Source organism: Parvimonas sp. M20 (genome assembly GCF_035282425.1).
Lineage (GTDB): Bacteria > Bacillota > Clostridia > Tissierellales > Peptoniphilaceae > Parvimonas.
Genome location: NZ_JAYKBQ010000015.1, coordinates 1 through 20,433 on the forward strand (window position 1 = coordinate 1; position 20,433 = coordinate 20,433).

A 20,433-nucleotide genomic window follows, 5' to 3' on the forward strand; every position below is an offset into this window, starting at 1 on the left:
ATATTATTCATAAAAGAGAGTTCCTTTCTAGTTAATTTTTTTGTTTTAATAATTATACAGGATATTCTCTTTTTTTTTGTACTCTTGGTCTCACATCAATTGTATCATAACATTTTGTAAGTTTATAATATTTAATTAATATTTACTTTTTGTTAAAAAAATGTTATAATATAAAAAAATATATAAAAAATACATTTTATACTTTAAATAATACATATATGGAGGTTTTTATGGACTTTAAACAATTAGAAACTTTTATAACTATTGTAAAAACTAAATCTTTTACAAAAACTGCAGATGTATTATATATTACTCAACCATCTGTAACAAATCATATACAAGCTCTTGAATCAGAGCTTAACACTTCTCTGTTTGTTAGAACAAGAAGAAGTGTTACTCTTACTCAAGCTGGAAGTATTGTATATAAACACGCTCTAAACATTTTAGCTTCTTATGATGAAATTATAAGAGATTTAGACATATATTCTCAAAATTTAAAAGGAACTTTAAATATCTGTGTTTCATCTGTCCCTAGAAAAATTATATTACCAAATTTAATTGAAAAATTTTCAAACTTATTCCCTGATATATCATTTAACATTAGTAATGATGATTCTAGAACAGTAATTGATAGTATTTTAGTAGGAGAAACCGACTTTGGTATTGTGGGATTAAAGATTTCTAATCCAAAGTTAATTTATACTCAAATCATGGATGACCATATTGTTTATGTAGTTAATAAAGATGCTTATCCTGACTTAAAGAACTATTCAGTTATAAGTATAGAAGATTTAAATACCGATAAAATTATATTAAGAGAAATCGGCTCAGGTACTAGACAAATTGTTGAGGACGAATTAAAACGAAATAATTCTTTAACCGTTATTTCCAATAGTGTCGCTACAATACATGATACTAACACTATTTTAGAACTTATAACTAAAGGTGTGGGAAGTGGATTTATATCTCAAAGAATGTTAAATATATCTCCTTTCAAAGATAAAGTAAAAATCTTAAATATAAAAAATCTTTATTTAAATAGAAAATTCTATTTTGTTTACAATAAAAATTTACAATTTTCTAATATAAATAAAATCTTCAAAGATTTTATGATGGATGAAATTAATGAATTAAAGAAAGAATTAGATATAAACTCTATATAAAGAAAAATCTCTATGAAAAACATAGAGATTTCAGACTGATGACAAAGGTGTCAATGAGAAAACATTGGCACTTTTTTTAGTAGAGAAAAGAGGAAAAAAGTAGTATAATAATGGTTCAGTAACTAAGGTTGGGGAGTAAAAGATCCTCAGCATTAGTTACTGAACCATTTTTTATATTAATTGATTTGTTTAATTTTCATAAACTCAGTATATGTCAATTCACTGCTGATAGAATTAGTCCATTGAAATGTTACTACTTCTCTTTTATTTTTCAAGCTAGTTGTAAAAATTGGTAATGTTCCTATTTCTTGGTTTTTTATTTCATACATAGAAATATCATTATCAGTTAAAATTACTATCAAACTTTCGTCGGGAGAAACAAAATAATCTATTACATTTTGAACTTTTTCTTTTACTTTTAACTTTGAAATTTTACTAGATTTATTAGAAAAAATATCAACATTTGGAATTAAATCCAAATCAATCTCACTAGAAACAAAATTGTCGTGAGAGTAATTACTTAGTATCCCTTTAAAAATCCAATTAAAATTATTTCTTTTTACACCAAAATTTTTCATATCATATGAATTAACATTCTCACTTGAATACCCAAGTTTTCTAATATTATTAAAATAGGCCTTTTCTCCTCTATCTCCTGCAATATCCTTAATTGACATTTTACTCTCATCAGAAAATTCTCCGATTTTATAAATTGAATAATTTTTCTTATTTGTTTCAGAATTATATGATTCAATACTAATATAGTTTTTACTTAAAAAATTTATTGTAGCATTTTGTACATTCAAAATAGATATACTTGAATTATTAATATAATCATTTGTTACGTAAATACTATCATTAATAGAATTCACTAAGAAAAATTTATTCTTATTATTAACAAAAAGTCCCTCTATTTTATTAATAGTTGGTTTTTCATCTCCATTTTTCCTAATTAAAAATGTTTCATAGTCAACATCTTTTGTTCCTACACTTTTTACACCTATTAAAAAAGAAATATCTTTTGAATTTTTGGAATTTTCACTAATATTTAATTTTTCAATCGAATCTTTGTCCACATCATCTGAAATTTTTTCATAAATATAGTACTTTTTATTATGAATAGTAGCAATTTTATTTTTATCCAAAACGATAAATTCCTTATAAAAATTTCTTTCATCCTTTATAGAAACGATTATAACTTCATCTGAATCAATACTAATCTTATCTGTTATAACTCCATTATATAATAAGTAGTTTTTAAAGTTTAGTTGTCTAAATTTAAACTTAGGATTAGATGTACCTGTCTTTTCAAAATAAACAAATTTTTCATTTATATACAATTTGTCATCTGTACTTTTTGCTTCACTACCATCACTTAAAGAGGTTACAGATGTTAATTTCCAAGTTCCAGAAACTAACAATGAGTTTGGCTTTGGTTCTGAAATCATAGAATTTATGTCAGTATATCTAAAAAAATTACCTCTTAATACAAAAAACAGCAAAACTATCAAACCTATGAAACTTACAGCAATACTACTAATTATTATTTTTTTATGCCTCATTTTGAATATCTCCTTTTTCAAGTGGCAATTCAACTCTAACTACAGTCCCTTTTTCCAGAACACTTCTAATTATCAAATTTCCATTATGTGCTTTAATAATTTCCTCACAAATAGATAATCCAAGACCCGTATGTGAATTACTATTAGATCCCTTATAAAATTTCCCAGTAACCAAAGAAATCTCTTCTTCGGAAATTCCACAACCATTATCTATGACTTCAACAACTGCACTGTTATCTTCAATCTTAATATCAGTTAAAACAACACCACCTTCATCTGTGAATTTTAAAGCATTATCTAGAATATTTATAAAAACTTGTTTAATTCTATCTCTATCAGCCATTATCATAACACTTTTATTTTCATCGTAATTTAAAATCATATCTATATGTTTAGAACTAGATTTTGGCATTAATTGCTTATTAATAAAAATTCCAAGTTCATTTAAATCAAAAAGTTCTTTATTCATAATAAGTCTTCCGCTACTAAGCTCTGAAAAATCTAGTAGTTCAGTTACCATATTACCTAATCTATCACTTTCTTTTTCAATAATACTCAATCCATCTTCTAGGAGTTTATTATCTTTAGCTTCTGGTTGTAAAGTAAATGCCCAACCCTTAATAACAGTTAGAGGTGTTCTTAACTCGTGAGAAACACTAGAAATAAAATCCTTCTTTAACTGTTCTTTCTTCACTAAATTTTCACTCATTAAATTCATCGTGCTACCAAGCTTAGAAATTTCATAATCTCCAACTTCATCAGCTTTCTCATTTAACTGTCCATCAGCTAATTTTAAAGCAACATTAGTAAGCTTTTCTATAGGATTAACAATCTTCGTACTCATAAAAATACTTATACTCATTCCAATAATAATTACAAAAAAACCAAATAAGAAAAATACAAAATATCTCTGAGCAATCATACTATCAATATTCTCCATAGAGATAATAAATCTCGCTATTCCAACTTGTTCATTACCATTATTAAGTGGAATAGATACAGCTAATTCATTCTTATTTGAAACAGAATTTTTATATACATTAGAACCATTACTTCCATTTTTAGCAGAAATAACATCACTTGTAGATAAAATACTACCTACTTGATTTCCATTTACAGTATCAAGTAAGACTTTTCCTGAATTATTTAAAATCTGTACCTGAGCATTTACTTCACTGTAAAATTCTTCAATATCATCTAAAACAAGTTCTGACAAACTTGAATTGGCTAAATGAATTTCATAAAGTTTTGCACTATACTTCGCTTGACTTTGAATTATTCCAGTAACTCCTGAATAATAATAATTTTTTATTGTAAATATCAAGAATATCTCAAAAAAAATTACAATTAAAACTATTACCAAGAAAAACTGTGTCATAATTCTAGTTCTTAAAGATTTTTTTAATATAAAATCTTTTATGTTATTAAGATTTTCAACTAATTTTTTATATTTTAGTTTGAATTCCATCTATAACCAGTCCCCCAAACTGTTTCAATATACTTTGGTTTACTTGAATTATCTTCAATTTTTGCTCTAAGTCTTCTTATATTAACATCTACAATTTTTATATCCCCGTCAAACTCTTCTCCCCAAGTCATATTTAAAAGTTCATTCCTTGAAAAAGCTCTGCCAGGATTTGACATAAATATTGTAATAATAGTAAGCTCTGTTGGTGTAAGTTCAATTTCTTTTCCGTCTTTATAAAAGTTTTTAGAATACAAATCTAATTTAAAAGGATATATATTTATTAAATCACTATTGTTTTGAATTGAATCAAGACGTCTAATAAGTGATTTTATTCTTAAAATTAGCTCTACAGGATTAAAAGGTTTACTTAAATAATCATCAGTTCCGCTTTCAAGACCATTTATCCTATCTACATCTTGAGTTTTAGCTGTTAGCATTATTATCCCAATTTTAGGAAGTCTTTCTCTAAGAATCTTACAAACTTCGAAACCATCTATTCCAGGTAACATTACATCTAAAATAACAACTTGTGGATTATATTTTAAAGCCAGTTCAACTCCGATTTCTCCACTTTCCGCTTCTAAAACTTCAAAACCTTCTCTTTCAAGATTTATTTTTGTAAATAATCTGATATTTTCTTCATCTTCAACTAGTAATATTTTACTCATTATTTCCTCCTTAAAACTAAATAAATGAACTACTAATAGTATATATTAAATTACAATAAGTTTCAATAATAAACTTTATAATAAATATAAAAAATTGGGAAGTATTATACTCCCCAATTATCAATTAATTTTTCTTTTTAATTAAACTATTTCATCAACCAATTCATTTAAGTCAATAAACTTTTCACTTTCCAACCCCTTATCAAGTTTATTTACTTTCTTAATATTAACAGCTGTTACTTTATATTCAGCAGTTTTTGTTATTGGATCATAATGTGCACTTGTCAATTGGTTTACAGGAGTTTCAGCAAAATGGAAAGTCATATAAATCAACCCTGGTTTTACTTTTTCAGTAATCCTAGCTCTACCAACTACACTACCTCTTCTAGAAGTAACTCTCATAAAGTCTCCATCTTCTAAACCATATTTAGCTGCATCTTCTGCACAAATTTCAATTAATTCGTGTGGAAGAATTCCGTCAAGTGCATCAGAGTATCTTGTCATTACATTATAATGATATAAAGTTCTACCTGTCGATAAAATTATTGGATATTCTTCATTTTCAAGTTCTTTTGGTCCCTCATATTCAACAGGTACCATAAGAGCCTTATCTCCTCTTGTAAATTTACCTTCATGAAGATATTTTGTTCCCAAATGATCAACTGTCGGACATGGCCATTGAACTCCATTTAACTTATCTATTTTATCATAAGTAATTCCTCTATAAGTTGGCATACATTTTCTGATTTCATCGAAAACATCTTCTGATTTTTCCCAATCAAAGCCTTTACCACCAAGTCTTCTTGAAACATCTGCCAATATAGTCCAATCCAATCTAGCTTGTCCCGGTGCTTCAACAGCTTTTCTAACTCTTTGAACCCTTCTTTCAGATGCTGTAAATGTACCGTCTTTTTCAGCATAACAAGTAGCAGGTAAGACTACATCTGCAAGTTTCGCAGTTTCAGTTAAATTAATATCTTGTACAACTAAGAAATCCAAATTACTTAAAGCATGTTTTACATGGTTTGCATCAGGGTCTGAAAGCACAGGATCTTCTCCCATAATATACATAGCCTTAACTGAACCTTCTGCTGCTCCATCAAGCATTTCCGGAATTCTTAGTCCCATTTTCCTATTTAATTTACAATCCCAATGTTCTTCAAAAAGTTTAACATTATCGTCATCTAGTACATTATAATATCCAGGGAAATAGTTAGGTAATGCAGCCATATCACATGCACCTTGTACATTATTTTGTCCACGAAGCGGATTAATTCCTCCACCTTTAATACCAATATTTCCACATAGTAACGCTAAATTTGAAAGATTCATTACATTTGATGTACCTGTTGTATGTTCTGTTATACCTAATGTGTAAAATATCCCTGCTCTCTCAGCTGAAGCATACATTCTCGCAGCTTTGTAAATTTTTTCAACAGGAACTGTAGTAATTTTACTAACAAGTTCTGGAGTATATTTTGATACAAGCTCCTTAACATCTTCAAATCTTTCCACTTTATTTTCAACATATTCTTTATCATACAATCCTTCTGTAATTATTATATTCATAATACCGTCTATCAGGGCGGCATCAGTTCCAGATTTTAATGAAAGATGTAAATCGGCTTCTCTTGCAATTTCAGTTTTTCTAGGATCCACTACTATTAATTTTTTCCCTTGTCTATGAGCTTGTTGCATTTTATTACCAATTATTGGATGTGCTTCTGTTGTATTCGAACCTATAACAAACATCAAATCTGTATCAAAAACTTCATTAACAGAATTTGTCATAGCTCCTGAACCTAATGTTGTTGCAAGACCTGCAACTGTAGGAGCATGTCAGGTTCTAGCACAGTGATCCACATTGTTTGTACCTATTGCAACACGCATCATTTTTTGGAATGCAAAGTTATCTTCATTACAAGTTCTAGCAGAACTCAACCCTGCAATTGAGTCAGACCCAAAATTTTCTTTTATGCTTTTTAATTTAGAAACAACTAAATCTAATGCTTCTTCCCAAGTAGCTTTTTCAAATACACCGTTTTTCTTAATCAATGGATCTGTAAGCCTATCAGAACTATTAATTAAATCAACATGAAAACGTCCTTTAACACAAAGTTGAGTTCCATTAATTGGAGAATCTTCATTTGGTGTAACACCAATAACTTTACCCGTTTTAACATTTACATTCAAATCAAAATTACAACCTGTACCACAGAATGGACAAGTAGTTCTGACTTTCTTAATTTCCCAAGGCCTAGTTCCCATTAATTGTTTATTAAGCAACGCCCCTGTCGGACAAACACTAATACATTGTCCGCAGAATCTACAGTTGTCAGTACTTAAATCTAAATTTTTATGAGTCCCAATATGTGCTTCAAAACCTCTATCTACAAAGTCAATAGCTCCAGTTACTTGAACATCTTGACAAACCCTTACACACTTTCCACATAAGATACATTTATTTTGATTTCTAATCATAACTGGATTATTTGCATCAATTTCATGATTTTGAACTTCACCAATCCAAGTACCTTTTTTCATTTCATATCTATAACAATATTCTTGTAATTTACAGTTACCAACCATATCACAAGTTAAACAATCACTTGGGTGATTGGAGAACAATAAATCTAAAATATTTCTTCTTATTTTTGTTAATTTTTCACTTTCAGTATTTACAACCATACCTTCTTTAACAAGTGTAGAACATGCCGTTTCCAATTTTCTACTTCCTTCTATCTCAACAACACACATTCTACAACCAGCAAAGGCAGTAAGGCTTTTTTCATAACATAAGTTAGGAATGTCAATTCCAACTTTTTTAGCAGCTTCAATTATAGTAGTTCCTTTTTCAACACTAACATTTTTGCCATTTATAGTTAAATTAATCATATTAGCCATAATATACCTCCAGAACCTATCTTCTAATTATAGCATTAACTGGACATGCAGCTTCGCATGATCCACATTTAATACATTTAGATGGTTCAATAACGTGTAATTCCTTTTGAACTCCTGTAATACAATCAACTGGACATGCTTTAGCACATTTAGTACATCCAACACACTTATCCGTAATAAAGAATTCAAGAAGTGATTGACAAACTCCTGCTGGACATTTTTTATCATATATATGAGCTTCATACTCATTTCTAAAATAATGCAAAGTACTTACAACTGGATTAGCAGCTGTTTGTCCAAGTCCACAAAGAGATGCAACTGTAATAGTTTCTGATAGATCTTCAAGTCTTTCAATATCACCGTCTTCACCTTTTCCAGAAGTTATTTTTTCTAACAACTCTAACATTCTCTTTGTACCTTCTCTACAAGGAACACATTTACCACATGATTCTTCTACTGTAAAGTCTAGGAAAAATCTAGCAATATCAACCATACAGTCAGTTTCATCCATTACAACCATTCCACCTGACCCCATAATAGATCCAATCTTAGCAAGGGATCCAAAATCTACAGGAGTGTCAAAATAGTCAATTGGAATACAACCTCCTGATGGTCCTCCAGTTTGAACAGCTTTTACTTTTTTCTCATTTCCAGTACCACCACCAATATCATATACTATTTCATTAATAGTAGTACCCATTGGAACTTCAACAAGTCCAGCATTTGCAACCTTCCCTACAAGAGCAAATACTTTAGTTCCAGAACTATCTTCAGTACCAATAGATTTATACCAATCTGATCCTTTATACATAATTTGTGGAACATTTGCAAAGGTTTCAACATTATTTAAAACTGTAGGTTTTTGGAAAAGACCTTTAACAGTTGTTCTATAAACCTTAGTTCTTGGCATACCACGTTTACCTTCAATAGATTCTATAAGAGCAGTACCTTCACCACAAACAAATGCTCCCGCTCCAAGTCTCAATTCAACATGGAAACTAAAATCCGTTCCCATAATATTATAACCAAGAAGATTTTCGTCTTCAGCTTTTTTAATTGCCTCTCTTAAATTTATAACAGCCTTTGGATACTCAGCTCTAACATAAATAAATCCTCTATCAGCGCCTATTGCATATCCACAGATTGCCATTCCTTCCAATACAGAATGTGGATCGCCTTCAAGGATAGATCTATCCATAAAAGCACCCGGATCGCCTTCATCTGCATTACATACAACATACTTTTGTCCGGGTGGCTGTTGCATAGCACCTTCCCATTTTCTACCTGTTGGGAACCCTGCTCCTCCACGTCCTCTAAGTCCTGAATTTTTCATTTCATTAACTACATCTTCTGGACTATAGTTACCAATAACTTTGGCCAAAGCATAGTAACCACCTAGTGCAACATATTCCTTAACACTATGTTCATCAACAATACCAAAATTCTTTAAAGCAATTCTAGTTTGCTTTTCAAAAAACTCTCCCTTTAAACGAATACCATTTTCGTCAATTATGTACTTATCAGGTTCTTGTTTTAACCTTTCAATTAATAGAGGATAGTTCTCTTCTTTGATAGAATCCAGCATTCTAATATCAACTTCAGTCTTTATCATAAAATCACCCCTATTTATATTTTCTCATTATTCTTCTAATATCTGCTTTTTTTATATGGGCATAAACATCCTCATTTATTGTAACAACAGGCGCTAAATTACATTCACCAATACAACGAGTTTGTGCAACAGAAAATTTCAAATCTTCACTAGTTCCTCCAACGGCAACTCCTACTTTATCACAAAACTCATCTAAAATATCTTGGGCTCCTTTTACATAACAAGCAGTTCCCATACAAACAGAAATTTGATACTTCCCTTTAGGAATAAACGAAAACTGTGAATAAAAAGTCGCAACTCCAAAGACTTTAGCAGGAAATATTTTCATTCTTTTTGCTATCAAATCCATTATTTCTTCTGGAAGATATCCAAAAATACTTTGTGCTTCCTGTAAAACTGGCATCAATGCTCCTGGAATATCTTTTTTCTTATCAATAAATTCACAAAGTTCATTTATTTTGTCCTGATTTTCTTCAACACTAAAAACAAAAGCCATAACTTGCCTCCTTTTAAAAAGTTTTAGAAAAACCCCATACATTATATAATAAAAAAATAAATAGTATATGTTTTTAAAACATCAAATATTAAATTGTAACGTCTAAAAATATAAATATGTACTCATTTTTGTATATAACTAATATACGGTTATTCTATGTGAAATATAGCGAAAAATTAAGCTATACTATACTTAGAGTATAGCAAAAACAACAAAATTTTTCAAGCATTTTAGCTTTTAAGCATTAAAAATTTTGATAGATTTTTAAAAAAAATAATTTATTTAATACTCAATTTTATGAAATTTTTTAACAATTTTATTTAGTTGTTAACAATTTAATCGTAAATTTTTATAGACAAATTTTACAAGAACAAAAAAAATCTCTTATTATAAAAGAGACTTTTTATATAAAACTTTATATACTAAATTGTATAAAACTCCTTCAAATCCTTTTGAAAGAATGAAATCAAAGAATCCATTGCTTCTCTTTCATCTTCTCCGGATATTTCAATTTCTATTTCTTCACCATTAGCAGCTTGCATTGATAAAATACTCAAAATACTCTTTCCATTATATCTGTTATTATCCTTGATTAATATGATATTAGAGCTAAATTTAACTGAATTTCTTAAGAACATAGAAGCTACTCTGGCATTAAGCCCAATTTCTGAGTTGACTACAACCTTTTCCTTTAACATAACTGCCTCCTTTATTTTTCTTATTCCTTTTAAATTATATCAAAAAAATAGTGAAAAGTCCATACAAAAAAACAATATTTTAAAATATTTTATTTATCTTATTATAATAGTATTTTAAATAATGTTTTCATTCATATATCCACCAATAAAAAAAACGAATTATATAGAATATTGTTGTTTCATAATAACCCTTCCACGATGCTTCGCATCGAGTGGTTCTCGGGAACCTTGTTGTTTCACAATAAAAAAACTGATTAATCAACAATCAATCAGTTTTTATTTAGGTTATATACTTTTTCCCTCTACAAGTTTTCCAGAAATCATTGTATATACTTTGTCTGCATAATCAAGGCATGTAAGGTCATGAGTAACAAGTATAATTGTTGTATTATTTTTTTTATTTATTTCCTTTAAAATTCCTAAAACTTCTTTTGTATTTTCTACGTCTAAATCCGAAGTTGGTTCATCTGCAAGAATTATTTTAGGATAATTCATCAGTGCTCTTGCAATCGTAACTCTTCTGAGTTCTCCCCCTGATAGTTCTCTAGGATATGAACTCTCTAAATGTTCTAATCCTAATTCATTTAGAAGATATTTTCCTCGTCCAATAGGATCTCCTTCTCTTTTACTTAAGAAAAATGGTAAACAAATATTATCAAGAACATTTAAAGTTGATAATACCACCGTAGATTGTGGAACAAATCCCATCGAATCATTTCTGATAAAAGATTTTTCATCATCTGAAAGAGAGCTAATTTCTTGATTATCCAAAAATATTTTCCCACTTGTAGGACTTAATATTCCAGAGATTATATTTAAAAGAGTTGATTTTCCACTTCCAGATTTTCCGATTATTGCTATAAACTCTCCACTTTCAATATCTAAATTAATATTATCTAACGCATTAAATTCTTTTGCCCTAATATATGTCTTATATAACTGTTCAATTTTTAGCATCCTAATCATTCTCCCTCATTGTTAAATAAACATCTGTTTTAGTAATCTTTCTTGTAGCATTTAGAGATGATAAACATCCCACTATTGTTCCCACTAACAAACTAAATATTGAAACCAAAACTAAATTCATTATTGAAGGAGTCAAAAACGGCAAATTTAGATTTTTTTGAATAATTGGTATTATTGAAAATACTGAAACGATACCGACAAGTATTCCAAGTATTGAACCATAAAATCCTATATATAAAGACTCATACATAATTATTTTTGATAATTTTTTCTTAGAAGTTCCTAAAATTCTTAAAATACTGAATTCTTTCTTTCTCTCATTAACTATAACGGAAAATACTACTGCTAAAAGAATCATTGAAATTATCCAAATAACAGCTATTGAGATATAGATATAACTTGAAATAACTTTCAAATTTGAAGATACTTCATTTACAAATTTTTTACTAAACATAGCAAAAATCCCATCTTTAGCATATTCTTTCATTATCTTATTAGCTACTTCTGAAGCACTATAATTAGGCTTTAATTTCAGCAAAATAGTAGAAATTTTTTCTCCTTCCGATGCAGGATTTTTTTGTATTCGTTCACTTGCCTTTGCAAGTTTTCTTGCAGTTTTCATATTAACAAAAACAGTAGCATCAAATCCCATTCCAGTTTGTTCAAGTTTTCCAACTATATCAAGTTCTTCATCAAAAAACTTAACCTTTGAATTTTTTTCTCCTACAATATGATTACCGACAATAACCTCACCATCTTTTAACTCTCTCTTAAGAGTTTTTTGTAACCAAGGTTTAATCAAAAAATCTGTATCGTAATCTATCCCTATAATTTGTACTGGATATGAACAACAAGATGCAGAAAGTGTTGCTACATAGAGTTGAGGAGTAGCCGATTCTATTCCTTCAATTTTTTTAATCTTTTCTAAAGAATTATCTGGAAGATAAAATTCACTAGGTTCTCCTTTTAATAAAACACTTTCAATATTTGCCTTATAACCTTCAGGAACAACTATAATATCTGCACCAAGTCTATTAGAAAGATTATTTACTCCTCCTGAAATACTTGATGACAAAATAGTTCCACAGAATAAAAATAAAACAAAAATGGCAATTATACTAATTAAAGAAATACTCCTAAGTGGTTTTTTTCTAATATTCTCTTTTGCTAAGAATTTCATGTCAATTTTTTTATTAGTCATTTTTTAACTCTTTTCTATATAAATTAATTTTCTCTTTTTATCAAAACATAAATTAAATACACAATTGAAATGATAGATATTGCAATTCCTAAAATAGAAACTATTGTAAATGTATGATTTGATATACACTTCATAGTATCTTTCATACAATATCCCATAAATCTAGGTGTTCCATCTTTTCCAGTACCAATAGAAATCTTTATAATTTTATTAGGTACTAAATGAACGCTAATTCCTGCAATTATATTAACAATAGCAAAGATAACATTAATAATTTTTTTATTAATAAAAATTGAAATAAATGAAGTTATAACAATTCCTATTCCAACATAAGTAACAAATAATCCACTATAATAACAACTCATTCTCATTCCATTTGCCATTACAGGACAAACCGGAGCAATCATAAATGGTGTTAAAGCTAAAATTGCTCCTAATAATAAAATTACAATATTAACACATTTTTTTTTCAAAATTTTCATGAAAATCCTCCTTAAAAATTTTATTTATTCAATGCATCTTTAACAGCACTTTTAAATCTCTTATAAGAAACTGTGGCTCCACTAACCGAATCAACCTTATCAATATCTTGAACTTCAACCAATTTTTTAGCATACCCTTGACTATTTTTTACAGCTTTTTGAGCTTGCTTATAATTAAAATCAGCATCATCTTTCCCGTAATTTTCATCTTTTATCTTATTATTTTTATTGTCTCTTTCTTCCCTAATACAATCTACAATCTTTTTATCCTTGACAGTAATTACAACTTTAACAGTAGCTTTATCATCTTTATAATGTCCTTCAAATACCCCGTCCTTTAATTCTTTTTTAGATCCACAAGCTGTAACAAATATTGAACATAAAATTAAAATAATACAATTTTTGATTTTTTTATTTTTCATATATACCACCAAACACATTTTAACATCAACAATCTATATTGTCAATAATTTATCATCTACAATTTTCCCATAATCTAGAGTTATTTTTCTCATTGCTTCATCTCCAACCTCAGGATCATGAGTAACAACAATTATAGTAGAACCTTCTTTGTGAAGTTGCTTTAAAATTTCTATAACTATAATTTCATTAGCTTCATCTAAATTTCCTGTAGGTTCATCTGCTAAAATAATTTCAGGATTATTTATTAATGCTCTTGCTATACAAACTCTTTGTTGTTCTCCACCAGATAATTGGCTTGGCAAATGCTTAGCTCTGTCAGCAAGGCCTACTTTTCTAAGTGCTTCCATAGCTTCATTTTCATCAATCATGCTATGGTAATATTGAGAAACCATTACATTTTCAAGAGCGGTTAAATAACTAATAAGATGGAATTGTTGAAATATAAGACCAATTTTTTCTCTTCTAATATTTGTAAGGTTTTTTTGAGATTCCTTTGAAATATCAATACCATCTATTAATACTTGTCCATTAGATGGTCTGTCCATACAGCCTATTATATTCATCATAGTTGTTTTCCCTGAACCAGATGATCCCATTATAGCAATCCAATCACCTTTTTTTACTTTTAAATTTATATTACTGAGAGCGTTAACAGATTCATAAATTTTAGAAACATCTCTAAGTTCTAATATTACTTTATCATTATCCATAGTTTATTCTCCTTTTAATACCAAAGCAGGATCAATTTCAACAGCCTTTTTAACCGGTAATATACAACCTGCTGTAGTGACTAATACTGAAATAACAACAATTACTGGAATTAATAAATATTGGAATGTAATCGTCCTACCAAAAACACTAAGACTAACTCTTTGGGCAAATATAAATCCAAATCCAACACCAATAAACCCTCCAATTAATCCAAGCAATACACTTTCTCCAATGAAATCCATTATAATTTCTTTATTATGAGCTCCAAGTGCTTTTTTTAATCCTATCTCTTTTCTTCTTTCAGCAATTATAGCCATCATAGTCGTTGAAACAGATATGGTTGTCAAAACTAAAATTACAATATTTACTAATAATATAAGTGCTGTCAATTTATTTAAAACAGTATCTTGAGATTGAGTAACTCGCTTTACTGCCGATCCAAAAACATTTGGTAATTTACTATTCAACTCTTTAGCAAAACTATCCAACTCACTATGATTTGCTTCTATACTACATTCAATAGAATCGATTTTTGTTGTATCTTCAACAATTTCATTAAGTTTTTCAAGATTTAGAAATATAAAAGATTCTTCTTTGCCACCAGTTGTAATTATTCCCTTTACTGTTAAAGTTACATCATAAAAATCATCACCTGTATCTTTATTTTTACTTTTTTCTGCAGAATCATTTACATCAGATGCAATAGCACTCTTCCCATGTTTTACTCCACTTATTTTAAATTTATCTCCTACAGATAATCCTAAAGTTTTGGCAATTTCTTTTCCAACCATAACCTCATTTGAATCGCTATTAGTAGCCCATTCTCCTTCAACATACCAAAATGGGCTATTTTTTTTTGCACCATCCATATCAGTACCTGCAAGAATATATGGTTTCTGATTTATTTTTGTCGTTTCATATCTGTATGGAGCAATCCCAACTACATTTTTATTTTTTATAAGTTCTTTAAATTTATTATATTCTTCTTCATTAATCTTTCCTTCATTAGGAAGACAAACAAAGTTAGCTCCATAGGATCTAAATTCTTTTCCCAACTGTCTAGGAATATCAAAATATATGGTAATAAGCCCTGACATAATCGTAGCTCCTATTATAACTGCTAAAAGAGCCACTATCATTCTTGATTTTCTTCTAATGAAAGAACTTAAAATCATTTTTAAATACATTTTTCTTTTGGTCATTTTAATCCTACCTTCCATGAAGAACTTCTGTCGGTTTAAGTTTGAATAGATAATGAATAGCAGGAATACTTCCTATTAAAGAAACACTGATTACCAAAGCAATATCAATTGGAATAACCATAACTGCAGGTTCTATATATGAACCAAATACTGTAATACCAATAATTTGAGTAAATCCAAGTCCTATAAAATATCCTGCTATACCCCCAATGATACCAGTTATAACTATTTCCGTCAGTACAAGCAACATTATTCTTAAATTAGACCCTCCAATTGCTTTTATAAGTCCAATTTCTTGACTCTTTTCCATTACAGTAGCTGTAACAAGATTTGAAATACCAAGTGCTGACCCAATTGACCCCAATGCTGTAATTAGTATCATAAGCAATTTTGTTTTATCCAAAATCTTTCCCTCTGACTCAGCAACTTGTCTTATAGGTTTTGCCACACTATCTTCAACAACTTCTTGAATTTGATAACAAATAGAACTAACATATGCTGTACAATACCAAGTTTCATATTCAGTAGGTGTCAAACTATTGGGATCTCTTGTCGCCTTTTTTGCCAATTCATTATCAGGAGTTGTAAGTGCTGAAACCTCTATATTTGAAATTTTTCCTTTAACTCCATATAATTCTTGAACTGATTTCAAAGTAGAAAAAATATTTAAATCTTCATTTCCACCAGATTCAAATATCCCTTTAACATTATAAACTTTAGTGTTTTTACCATTATTAACTTCTATTTTATCCCCAACTTTAATTCCGTTTTTTCCTGCAAATAAACTTCCAACCATAACGCTGTCATCATCGTCTTCATTTAGCCATTCTCCGTTAATTTTCCACCAATTTTTAAGATTTTTCATACCAGTATCAATTTGTTCACCTGTTGTTAAATCCATATGTTTAGCAAACCATGTCCCGATAAATTTAGTTTTTTGATTATTAACTTTTGCAGTTTTTTCAAGATACGGAGTAAAATCCACAATAGAAAATCCCCAAAAAATTTGTTTAATCTTTGGTAAATCTTCTTCTTTTAAATATTTATTTTTAGTTGCAGTTTCAGAATTTTCTAATTCGTATAAATCAGAAATGAGTGAAGCATCTTTAGAAACTACATTTATATTTGCTCCATAAGTTTTAAGTTCTTTATTTACTTTATCTCCAACTCCAAGCATTACATTTAACATTCCTGTTGCAAGAGAAACTCCTAATGCAACAGTAAATGCTATCATAAACATCTTCTTTCGCTGTCTGATTAAAGTTCCAAAAACCATTCTCCAAAACATATTATTCACCTATTGGAAATCTTTCTTTTTCTTTATCTAAAACTTTTTTATCAATTATTATCTTTGAATTTTCTATTTTATATTCAAAAGGTATTGGATTACATCCACCTTTAAATCCTATAGTTGCCTTATTCATAACAACATCACATCTTTTACAGATTATATCATTTTTTCTTTCAAAATAGCCTGCAACACCACAAATCTGACAGGCATCAAGTCCAACTCCATAAGATGTACTATTAGGTTTTTTAACTACTATAAACCTGATATCATGTCCGTCTTTTTTATATGAAAATCTATGCAAATGTCCATCATCAACATCAGACAATGGAATAATAATCTTATCACCTTCTTCTTGATAAGGCTGTGCAGCTGTTAATTCAACAGGTTTTGTAAGCTGATAATTTAAATAAGTTACAGAAAACAACATAACAAAAGCTAAAAAAGTCGTAAAATATGCCCATCTCCTATTTACAATCAGTCTCCATTTTTCTTTTCTTAAACTAGCCTTATTTTCAAAATGACCATTTACTTTTAAATTTTTATAGACGAAAAATATTACTCCTAATAATATTATTATAAAAGCAACTCCTATAAAATATGCATCACTTTTATCTTCAAAAATCATCAAATCAAAAACTTTTATTCCAAAAATGTTACTCTTTTCTGTTAAAATTGGAGTCATATTAAAATCTTTTTTTAAATACTCTTTAAGTCTAACAACAGCAGTTATACCTTTTATAGCATATTCTAAAAAAGTATTGATAAATATAGCAATAAACATTATAGCATATTGTTTTTTACTACATCTTATTAAAAATTTATAAAAAGCTAATACAAGTAAAATTCCTGTTAAAATTCCAAGTATATAACCACTAACCCTAAACAAGGTCATTGTACTTACAGAATCTTCTCCAAATGCAACAAATTCCATTGATTGAGTTAAAAGTCTTGGTATTACTAAATAGAGCATACAAGAAATAGCTATAAACATTAATGCCAAATTTAAAGAAGTAACTATTTTAGAAATTTTTCTATGATTTTTCAAGAAAATACTTAAAAGTAAAAAAACACTCATTAAAATAAAAATAAATAAACATAATGCAAAAACATATCTATTCAATTTTGTAACTGTATGTATCATTTCTTTTTTATTTTTCACTCTAAGTATATGTATGTATATACCTAAGATAATTCCTATTATAAGAATAGAAAATGAAATTATTTTATTTAATAAAGATATATTTTTCTTAAAAAAAGATAAAACCAACGCAAAGAAAAAAGAAAATGTGCATATAGTAAAAATTACATCAACATAAAATTTTCCCAAAATAAAACCTCACTTCTAAAATACGGCAAAACCTCTCTTAAAATTTTAAGAGAGGATTTGTCCATTTGTCATATATTAAATATTAATATTATTTATTTTGTAATTGTTCTCCTGTATAATTCCATTCAAACTCAACAGTTTGTTTTTCATAGTATTTTGATGCCGCTTCTTTTCCACCATCTTTAATTGCTGGTACACCAGTTTCTTCATCAGTGTGTAATAAATAATCAGATGACGGTTGAATTTCAATAACTAACTTATACTTACCAACTTTAAGCACATTCTTTTTGATATTTGTTCCATAGTGTGCTCCGTCATCAGCATTCATTGGCATCATTGTTCCTGAAGTAACTTCTTTTCCATCTGTTGATAATACTTTATAATTTACTGTTAGGTATGCAGGCCAAATATCATTTCCATTACCAAAACCATATTTTTTACCGGCTTCTTTAGTTAAATGAATATCAGCTTCTAAATGCATATCTGACTCAGCAGCACTAGGTTGTCTTCCTTCAGGAATCATATCAACCCCTTGAAAATAAACTGCAGCAACTTGGAAAGGTCCTACAATTTTTTCTTCTCCTATTTTGATTTCTTCAAATCCTGACTCACCAGGTTTTTCAGCATCTTCAGCTTTTCCATCTTCAGCTCCGGCATCTTTTAATTTGTCGTTCAATTCTGCAATTTTTTTATCTTTCTCTTCAATTGACTTTTGTAGTTCGTTAATTTTTGCAGTGTCATTTTTTTGACAACCAACTAAACCTACTGAAGCTAATAATGCTAATGTTACAACTACTTTTGATTTTTTCATAAAATAAATCCTCCTAAAAATTTTTTCATAAAAATAATATTTCAATTTTTATCGAACAGAAAAATTAATTTGATTTCTTAATTTTTCTTAATTTGAAATAGTGCCCCAACAATATCCAAACAGTAATTATCACCAACATAATTTGTGGAATTAAGGTTTCGGCTCTATCATAAATATTCAAAATCGGAATACTCCAACCTTGCATTGCAGGTATAACTGTTGAACCAGAAATAACTCCTGCTTCAGTTAACTCAAGAACTCCTTTTCCCATAAATGAGATACACATTAAATATAACAGTATGCTTGTAAACAAGAAAAATGGTTTAAGCGGTAATTTAACTGATGTAAATCTAAAAAGTAAAAATACCACAACTAAAACAGCTGAGGCTGCAATTAATCCTCCCATTGGATATAATATTTTACTTCCTCCTGAAAATGAAGCCTTGTAAAATAAAATTAATTCTGCTCCTTCTCTTAATACAGCTAAAAAAGCAGCAAAAACCAAAGTCCATTTACTTTTGTTATCTATTGATTTTTGAACTTTAGACTGAATGTAATTTTCCCATGCCTCTTCTTCAGATTTTGATAAAATCCAATTACTAACATAAAACAAAACTATAACCGCTAAGAACATAGTCCAACCTTCAAGTAGCTCTCGTCCAACTCCTCCTAATAAATAATTTATTACTACAGCTAAACCAAAACTACATACAACGGCAGCTCCCATACCCAAATAAACGGACTTACAAAGATGCTTATTACCAGTCTTAATAAGATAAGCGATAATTGCAACACAAACTAAAATTGCCTCCAACCCTTCTCTAAGCATCAATCCAAATGATGTTAAAAAATCTTGAATGTTTTTAGCTTTTTCATCTCCTTTTTTTATCTCGGCATCTCCAAACACGGCCTTACCTTCAGAATCAGGAGCATTTTTTGAAATTACCTTATCTAAAACAAGTGCATCTCTATAAACTTTCATATCAAGCTCATCTATTGCCGCCTTTAATTTCTCAACAGATTCACTTGTATTTCCCAAAAAAGCATGCTTAATTTCTCTAAATGCTGCTTCAATTTCATTTACTCTGCTATTAGAAATTGCAACCATAACATTTTTTTCAAATCCTTGTACTTCATAATAATCAAAATACGCAGAATCCATAGCTTTATAAGCACTTTTAAAATCTTTTTTATCCGCATACTCTTTTGCTTCTGTAAATTTTATATGCATATCTTTAGCAACTTCTTGCCAGCTAGAATACTTTTTCTTTTCTACTTTGGCTTCTACATTACCAATATTACATACAAATAAAATACTACAAATTATTAGAAAAAAAGAAAATATTTTTTTTATAACTTAGCACCTCCCTAAAAATAATATATGATAAAGATAATACATATCATATAGTAAACAAAAAAGTTAAGCACTAATTAGAGATAATTAATGC

The 20,433-nt window shown here is 28.7% G+C and carries 19 protein-coding genes; 2 read left to right on the forward strand and 17 right to left on the reverse strand.

Annotated features, from left to right (window positions below; translation table 11 throughout):
* Window positions 1-230: 230 nt before the first annotated feature.
* Window positions 231-1,163, forward strand: a complete 933-nt coding sequence (locus VJI93_RS06605) for a selenium metabolism-associated LysR family transcriptional regulator (RefSeq protein WP_324000109.1) — start codon at window positions 231-233, stop codon at window positions 1,161-1,163.
* Window positions 1,164-1,339: 176 nt separating this feature from the next.
* Here VJI93_RS06605 and VJI93_RS06610 read toward each other — a convergent pair whose 3' ends face one another.
* The 15 genes from VJI93_RS06610 to VJI93_RS06680 all read right to left on the reverse strand — a co-directional run bounded on the left by VJI93_RS06610 (window position 1,340) and on the right by VJI93_RS06680 (window position 18,006).
* Window positions 1,340-2,725 (reverse strand): hypothetical protein, encoded by a 1,386-nt coding sequence (locus tag VJI93_RS06610; RefSeq protein ID WP_324000111.1) that lies wholly within the window; start codon window positions 2,723-2,725, stop codon window positions 1,340-1,342.
* Window positions 2,715-4,193 carry a sensor histidine kinase gene (locus VJI93_RS06615; RefSeq protein ID WP_324000113.1) on the reverse strand — a complete coding sequence of 493 codons (1,479 nt, stop codon included), beginning with the start codon at window positions 4,191-4,193 and terminating at the stop codon, window positions 2,715-2,717. Before VJI93_RS06615 ends, VJI93_RS06610 begins: the two co-directional genes overlap by 11 nt.
* Window positions 4,178-4,861, reverse strand: a complete 684-nt coding sequence (locus tag VJI93_RS06620; protein WP_324000114.1) for a response regulator transcription factor — start codon at window positions 4,859-4,861, stop codon at window positions 4,178-4,180. Before VJI93_RS06620 ends, VJI93_RS06615 begins: the two co-directional genes overlap by 16 nt.
* Window positions 4,862-5,002: 141 nt before the next feature.
* Window positions 5,003-7,756, reverse strand: a complete 2,754-nt coding sequence (gene fdhF, locus VJI93_RS06625) for a formate dehydrogenase subunit alpha (protein ID WP_324000152.1) — start codon at window positions 7,754-7,756, stop codon at window positions 5,003-5,005.
* Window positions 7,757-7,781: 25 nt separating this feature from the next.
* Entirely contained in the window at window positions 7,782-9,377 is a 1,596-nt protein-coding gene (locus VJI93_RS06630; protein WP_324000116.1) for an NADH-ubiquinone oxidoreductase-F iron-sulfur binding region domain-containing protein, read from the reverse strand.
* Window positions 9,378-9,387: 10 nt separating this feature from the next.
* Complete coding sequence (locus VJI93_RS06635) at window positions 9,388-9,873, reverse strand: NADH-quinone oxidoreductase subunit NuoE family protein (protein ID WP_324000117.1); 486 nt, start codon at window positions 9,871-9,873, stop codon at window positions 9,388-9,390.
* 422 nt (window positions 9,874-10,295) lie between these two features.
* Window positions 10,296-10,571 (reverse strand): HPr family phosphocarrier protein, encoded by a 276-nt coding sequence (locus tag VJI93_RS06640; RefSeq protein WP_324000119.1) that lies wholly within the window; start codon window positions 10,569-10,571, stop codon window positions 10,296-10,298.
* Window positions 10,572-10,856: 285 nt separating this feature from the next.
* Window positions 10,857-11,537 carry an ABC transporter ATP-binding protein gene (locus VJI93_RS06645; RefSeq protein ID WP_324000120.1) on the reverse strand — a complete coding sequence of 227 codons (681 nt, stop codon included), beginning with the start codon at window positions 11,535-11,537 and terminating at the stop codon, window positions 10,857-10,859.
* Entirely contained in the window at window positions 11,530-12,738 is a 1,209-nt protein-coding gene (locus VJI93_RS06650) for an ABC transporter permease (RefSeq protein WP_324000122.1), read from the reverse strand. The genes VJI93_RS06645 and VJI93_RS06650 overlap by 8 nt, the downstream gene beginning before the upstream one ends.
* Window positions 12,739-12,761: 23 nt before the next feature.
* Window positions 12,762-13,220 (reverse strand): DUF4418 family protein, encoded by a 459-nt coding sequence (locus tag VJI93_RS06655; protein ID WP_324000124.1) that lies wholly within the window; start codon window positions 13,218-13,220, stop codon window positions 12,762-12,764.
* A gap of 20 nt (window positions 13,221-13,240) precedes the next feature.
* Window positions 13,241-13,642 (reverse strand): FMN-binding protein, encoded by a 402-nt coding sequence (locus VJI93_RS06660; RefSeq protein ID WP_324000126.1) that lies wholly within the window; start codon window positions 13,640-13,642, stop codon window positions 13,241-13,243.
* A 33-nt stretch (window positions 13,643-13,675) separates the two neighbouring features.
* A complete protein-coding gene (locus VJI93_RS06665; RefSeq protein ID WP_324000128.1) occupies window positions 13,676-14,353 on the reverse strand; it encodes an ABC transporter ATP-binding protein in 678 nt (225 codons plus the stop codon).
* Between the two features lie 3 nt (window positions 14,354-14,356).
* Window positions 14,357-15,556, reverse strand: coding sequence for an ABC transporter permease (locus VJI93_RS06670; protein WP_324000130.1), 1,200 nt, complete (start codon window positions 15,554-15,556; stop codon window positions 14,357-14,359).
* A gap of 7 nt (window positions 15,557-15,563) precedes the next feature.
* Window positions 15,564-16,844: an ABC transporter permease gene (locus tag VJI93_RS06675; RefSeq protein WP_324000132.1), complete on the reverse strand. Its 1,281-nt coding sequence runs from the start codon at window positions 16,842-16,844 to the stop codon at window positions 15,564-15,566.
* Between the two features lies 1 nt (window position 16,845).
* Window positions 16,846-18,006, reverse strand: a complete 1,161-nt coding sequence (locus VJI93_RS06680) for a Fe-S-containing protein (RefSeq protein ID WP_324009218.1) — start codon at window positions 18,004-18,006, stop codon at window positions 16,846-16,848.
* A gap of 13 nt (window positions 18,007-18,019) precedes the next feature.
* On the opposite strand from VJI93_RS06680, the gene VJI93_RS06685 reads away from it, so the two are divergent.
* Window positions 18,020-18,163, forward strand: a complete 144-nt coding sequence (locus tag VJI93_RS06685) for a hypothetical protein (protein WP_324009219.1) — start codon at window positions 18,020-18,022, stop codon at window positions 18,161-18,163.
* A gap of 99 nt (window positions 18,164-18,262) precedes the next feature.
* Here VJI93_RS06685 and VJI93_RS06690 read toward each other — a convergent pair whose 3' ends face one another.
* Both VJI93_RS06690 and VJI93_RS06695 read right to left on the reverse strand, forming a co-directional pair.
* A complete protein-coding gene (locus tag VJI93_RS06690; protein WP_324000134.1) occupies window positions 18,263-18,985 on the reverse strand; it encodes an iron transporter in 723 nt (240 codons plus the stop codon).
* Between the two features lie 64 nt (window positions 18,986-19,049).
* The gene (locus VJI93_RS06695) at window positions 19,050-20,216 is read right to left on the reverse strand and encodes an FTR1 family iron permease (protein WP_324000135.1); all 1,167 of its coding nucleotides are present in this window, start codon (window positions 20,214-20,216) and stop codon (window positions 19,050-19,052) included.
* Window positions 20,217-20,433: the final 217 nt, after the last annotated feature.

Excerpts from the sequence above, each read along its gene's own strand:
- VJI93_RS06605 (WP_324000109.1), top strand. The coding sequence starts at position 231 with ATGGACTTTAAACAATTAGAAACTTTTATAACTATTGTAAAAACTAAA.
- VJI93_RS06610 (WP_324000111.1), bottom strand. The coding sequence starts at position 2,725 with ATGAGGCATAAAAAAATAATAATTAGTAGTATTGCTGTAAGTTTCATA.
- VJI93_RS06615 (WP_324000113.1), bottom strand. The coding sequence starts at position 4,193 with ATGGAATTCAAACTAAAATATAAAAAATTAGTTGAAAATCTTAATAAC.
- VJI93_RS06620 (WP_324000114.1), bottom strand. The coding sequence starts at position 4,861 with ATGAGTAAAATATTACTAGTTGAAGATGAAGAAAATATCAGATTATTT.
- VJI93_RS06630 (WP_324000116.1), bottom strand. The coding sequence starts at position 9,377 with ATGATAAAGACTGAAGTTGATATTAGAATGCTGGATTCTATCAAAGAA.
- VJI93_RS06635 (WP_324000117.1), bottom strand. The coding sequence starts at position 9,873 with ATGGCTTTTGTTTTTAGTGTTGAAGAAAATCAGGACAAAATAAATGAA.
- VJI93_RS06640 (WP_324000119.1), bottom strand. The coding sequence starts at position 10,571 with ATGTTAAAGGAAAAGGTTGTAGTCAACTCAGAAATTGGGCTTAATGCC.
- VJI93_RS06645 (WP_324000120.1), bottom strand. The coding sequence starts at position 11,537 with ATGATTAGGATGCTAAAAATTGAACAGTTATATAAGACATATATTAGG.
- VJI93_RS06650 (WP_324000122.1), bottom strand. The coding sequence starts at position 12,738 with ATGACTAATAAAAAAATTGACATGAAATTCTTAGCAAAAGAGAATATT.
- VJI93_RS06655 (WP_324000124.1), bottom strand. The coding sequence starts at position 13,220 with ATGAAAATTTTGAAAAAAAAATGTGTTAATATTGTAATTTTATTATTA.
- VJI93_RS06660 (WP_324000126.1), bottom strand. The coding sequence starts at position 13,642 with ATGAAAAATAAAAAAATCAAAAATTGTATTATTTTAATTTTATGTTCA.
- VJI93_RS06665 (WP_324000128.1), bottom strand. The coding sequence starts at position 14,353 with ATGGATAATGATAAAGTAATATTAGAACTTAGAGATGTTTCTAAAATT.
- VJI93_RS06670 (WP_324000130.1), bottom strand. The coding sequence starts at position 15,556 with ATGACCAAAAGAAAAATGTATTTAAAAATGATTTTAAGTTCTTTCATT.
- VJI93_RS06675 (WP_324000132.1), bottom strand. The coding sequence starts at position 16,844 with ATGTTTTGGAGAATGGTTTTTGGAACTTTAATCAGACAGCGAAAGAAG.
- VJI93_RS06685 (WP_324009219.1), top strand. The coding sequence starts at position 18,020 with ATGTATATACCTAAGATAATTCCTATTATAAGAATAGAAAATGAAATT.
- VJI93_RS06690 (WP_324000134.1), bottom strand. The coding sequence starts at position 18,985 with ATGAAAAAATCAAAAGTAGTTGTAACATTAGCATTATTAGCTTCAGTA.
- VJI93_RS06695 (WP_324000135.1), bottom strand. The coding sequence starts at position 20,216 with ATGCATATAAAATTTACAGAAGCAAAAGAGTATGCGGATAAAAAAGAT.